General features: G+C 48.1%; 1 protein-coding gene and 2 pseudogenes. All 3 read left to right on the top strand.

From position 1 onward, the window contains the following. A pseudogene (locus AB4Z29_RS32130) lies at positions 1-483 on the top strand (ABC transporter substrate-binding protein); the annotation flags it as partial. Positions 484-635: 152 nt separating this feature from the next. After that, entirely contained in the window at positions 636-3,290 is a 2,655-nt protein-coding gene (locus AB4Z29_RS32125; protein WP_441946939.1) for a glycosylhydrolase-like jelly roll fold domain-containing protein, read from the top strand. Positions 3,291-3,578: 288 nt separating this feature from the next. After that, positions 3,579-4,192 (top strand): annotated as a pseudogene (locus AB4Z29_RS32120) (ABC transporter substrate-binding protein); the annotation flags it as partial.

Raw genomic sequence — 4,192 nt, 5'->3', positions numbered from 1 at the left:
ACCCTGAAGCTGTTGAATAACATGTACGACAAGGATAACTGGAAAGAAATGTACCTCGGCGTGGAGGGCATGCATTACACGATGAAAGACGGCAAAGCGACCAAGCTGCCGGATGACAAGAGCACGATGGAGAATCAAGTGCTTAATCCATACTCGAGCTCGGCAACACTAGCATTTACAAAAGATCTCTATAATGATACCGCCTCGGACGACAGCAAGTGGGCAATCGACCAGCTGACCAAAAATATGGATGAAGCCCAGAAGTATGCGAAGGTCATTGCCGGCGACGGCATATCGGCCAGCATCTATGAAGGCTTCCCTGATATTAACAACCGTACGTTATTCGTGGAATACGCCGCGAAAATCATACTCGGGCAATACCCAATCAGCAAGTTTGACGAATTTGTGGAGAAGTGGAACAAATCAGGCGGAGAAGAAGTAACGAAGCGTGCCCGAGAATGGTATTCCAAAGTGCATCAATAATTGTCCGACCAGAGAAGCCTAACGTTCAAGAGCGAACACTCTTCTCTGTATGTACAGACGCGCGCCTTTACGGGTGCGCGTTATCTGTTTCATCCCCATAAAACCAATGAACGGTATCGTGAACAAAGATGGAATTGGAATAGGAGGCTATAATGAATATTCGGTTGAAAGAAGTGCTGGAAGGTCAGGAACAAAACTATATTCTCCCCTTTCTCTGGCAGCAAGGTGAAGAAGAAGGCACGATTCGAAACGAGATCGCTCGTGTCCACGAATCCGGAATCGGCGCTGTTTGCGTAGAAGCAAGGCCTCACCCGGATTTCCTTGGCGCGAAGTGGTGGTTGGATATGGACATCATTATGGACGAAGCTCGTAGTCGCGGCATGAAAGTGTGGATGCTCGATGACGATCATTTTCCTACAGGGCATGCCGCTGGCAAGGTGAAGGAAGCTCCAGAAGAGCTTCATCGCGTATTTTTGGGCGAACGGTACATGGATACCATCGGTCCTGCACAAGGAACCTCTTTACTGCTGGACACCTTGCTTATGAACGGGCTTCGGCCGACTTATTCGTTGAGCCATTACGCAAGCGGCAGCAACAAACTGCTTTCGGTCGTAGCGGTCCGTCGTGAACCAGTTACAGGATCGTTAACCAGTGACTGCGTTGACATCACCGAGCTTGTGCGGGATGGCATTCTGTATTGGGATATTCCTGAAGGGCATTGGCGGGTATTTATCGTTTCCGAGAACAAGGATGGTGGCAGTAAGGCACAGGAGGATTATCTGAACCCGCTCGTTCGGGACTCGGTTCGCATACTGCTTGATACGGTTTATGAGGCATTTTACGAGCGGTATCAAGCTGATTTTGGAAAAACCTTTGCTGGCTTCTTCTCGGATGAACCCGGATTTTATAATGATAAGGCGACCTTTGACTTCGATTCAAAGCCCGGGAAACCAGGCGTGTCTCTTCCTTGGAGCAGTGAAATTCCTGATTTGCTCGAGCAGGCACTAGGCGAGAACTATCGTAAAAGCCTTCACCTTCTCTGGCATGATGCCGGAGAACAGTCGAACATTATTCGTTATGCATACATGAATATAGTTAGCAAGCTATACGGCGATAACTTCTGCAGTCAAATCGGGGACTGGTGCAGAGCGCGCGGGGTGGAATATATCGGGCATGTGCTTGAGGACAATAACGTTCATGCAAGACTTGGCGCCGGCGCCGGTCACTTCTTCCGATCGCTGTGGGGGCAGGACATGTCAGGTCTCGATGTTGTGCTTTGGCAGATCGTTCCCGGCTTCGATGAAATGTCGTTCCGCTGGCCCGCAGGGGAGACGGACAGTGCGTTTTTCCACTATGGCCTCGCCAAGCTAGGGGTGTCGCTCGGACACATCGATCCGAAAAAAAAAGGCCGAACGATGTGCGAAGTGTACGGCGCATATGGTTGGGCGGAAGGCTTAAAGCTGATGAAATGGCTTACAGACCACATGCTGGTCCGTGGAGTTAATTATTTTGTCCCGCATGCTTTCAGCCAAAAAGCATTTCCGGACCCCGATTGCCCGCCGCATATGTACGCAAGCGGGAAAAACCCGCAGTACCGGTATTATAAGCATCTGAATCAATATATGAATCGGATGAGCCACCTGATTTCGGGCGGAAGACATGTGGCGACAGCAGCCGTCTTATATCACGCTGAAGCAGAATGGGCGGGAGAATCCATGTATTTTCATTTGCCCGTTAAGGCTTTAATGCAACACCAGATCGATTGCGATGTAATTCCCGCAGACGTTCTATTAGAGGCTGCGAGCGTACAGAACGGCAAGCTGCTTATCAGTCATGAGGATTTTCAATGTCTGATCGTACCTTACGCAGATGCGCTGCCCGCCGAGATGATACGTTGCTTGGCCGTTTTCGCAGATCAAGGCCTTCCCGTCCGTTTTATTGATGGACTGCCGACGCGTTCCAGCGAGGGCCGCGATGTAAGCACGGAACTGTCCCTTCTTGCTGGCCACAAGAATGTTAAGCTTGTGTCTCTCAGCCAACTGTCTGAAGTATTGCTGAATGACGGACATTTCGATATTAAAGTCGGCCAATACGAACCATATCTTCGGAATTATCATTACGTTCATGATGGATTGGATATCTTTATGTTCTTTAACGAGCATCCGAATCAGAGCATTCAAGCCGACATTGTATTGCCAATTCAAGGCGATGTCTATACTTACGATGCCTTCCTAAATGGCTTGAGCTTATTGCATGCGAATAGTGAGCCCGGCAAGGTACGCATTAATCTCCATCCTTATCAATCCGTTGTCCTTCTCCATGGCGCTGAGCTTGAGCAGTCTGCCGCGCTTCCACGGCAAGCAAAGGGGATATACAGGGAGTTGGGAGACAGCTGGACTATCTATATTGCGGATGCCGAACATTACCCTAACTTTAAGGAATGGGGAAGTGTGAGGACATTAATAAATATGAGCGGACCAAATATTTTACCTCGGTTTTCGGGTACTTTTAGGTATGAAACGGAGTTCGAGTGGAAAGAAACCAGCAGTCACGCATTATTGGACTTAGGAGCTGTCTATGAAACGGCGGAAGTGTGGTTAAATGGAGAGCAAGCAGGCGTGCGCATCTGTCCACCGTACCAATTGGAAATTCATGGCCTGATCAAGCAGGGGACCAATAAGCTTGTCGTGGAAGTGACGAATACGTTGGCGAAGGATAAACGCGATTACTTATCGGCATTTGCGCAGCAAGAACCGAGCGGGCTCATCGGACCTGTCCGTTTGACAAATATTGAAATGGGAAAATGAAATGGATGTTCATAGCAGGAGCTGCTGAAACTAGGCGGCTCCTGTTTTTTTATGATCTAACTTATCAGAGAATAATCATCGATCAGGTGTAATATTCATCAACATTTTCCTTAAAAATGACCTAGTTTAACCTTAAAAAAGCCATATTGAGAGGCCAAACTCCGAGATGTATATTTACATTGCAAACGAATTCAATTACAAAAAATCAAATGAAAGCGATTTCTGTTTTCTCGGTTTATTGGCTAACAGCCTTAAACATATCACTACAAAAAAAGAGGGGGCAAACAGATGAAATTCAAAAAAATGGGGATAAGCTTGGCTGCAGGCATACTTGCGGTCACGGCTATAACCGGTTGCGGTGGAAACGGGAACAATGCCAAAAATGCCGACCAAAATGAAAACAAACAGAATCAGACGGAAAGCGTGAGTGAAGCTGTCGATATCGAAGTATGGGGTACGAATATTGGCTACAAACCGATAACCAAAGGCAGCCCATTGTATGAATTCTACAAGGAAAAGCTGGGTGTCGGCGTCATTCATCCCTATGTGGAATGGAATGGAGGCACCAACTACCTAAATCAGCTGAACCTAAAGATCGCAGCCAATGAAATGCCAGACATGTTCACTCCCCAGCAAGGCATTGAAGACAGCCTGGCCAAAAACGGAGCAATCGCGGATCTGACGGAATTGCTGCCAGAGTATGCGCCGAACGTATGGGAAGCGATTCCAGCGGAAATGTGGGATGTTGTCAAAGCGAATGACCCGACCGGCCAAGGGCACATCTACTACATTCCGGGTTCGGTGGATTACGGAAGGTACGCAGGCATGATCCGTCAGGACTGGCTGGACAAATTGAACCTGCAGATGCCGACTACGCAAGACGAATATGTTAAAGTACTGGA

Origin of the sequence: Paenibacillus sp. 2TAB23, assembly GCF_052115165.1 — a bacterium.
Classification (GTDB): domain Bacteria; phylum Bacillota; class Bacilli; order Paenibacillales; family Paenibacillaceae; genus Pristimantibacillus.
Note: the sequence above shows the minus strand (reverse complement) of the source record. Positions and strands in the feature narration are given on the sequence as shown.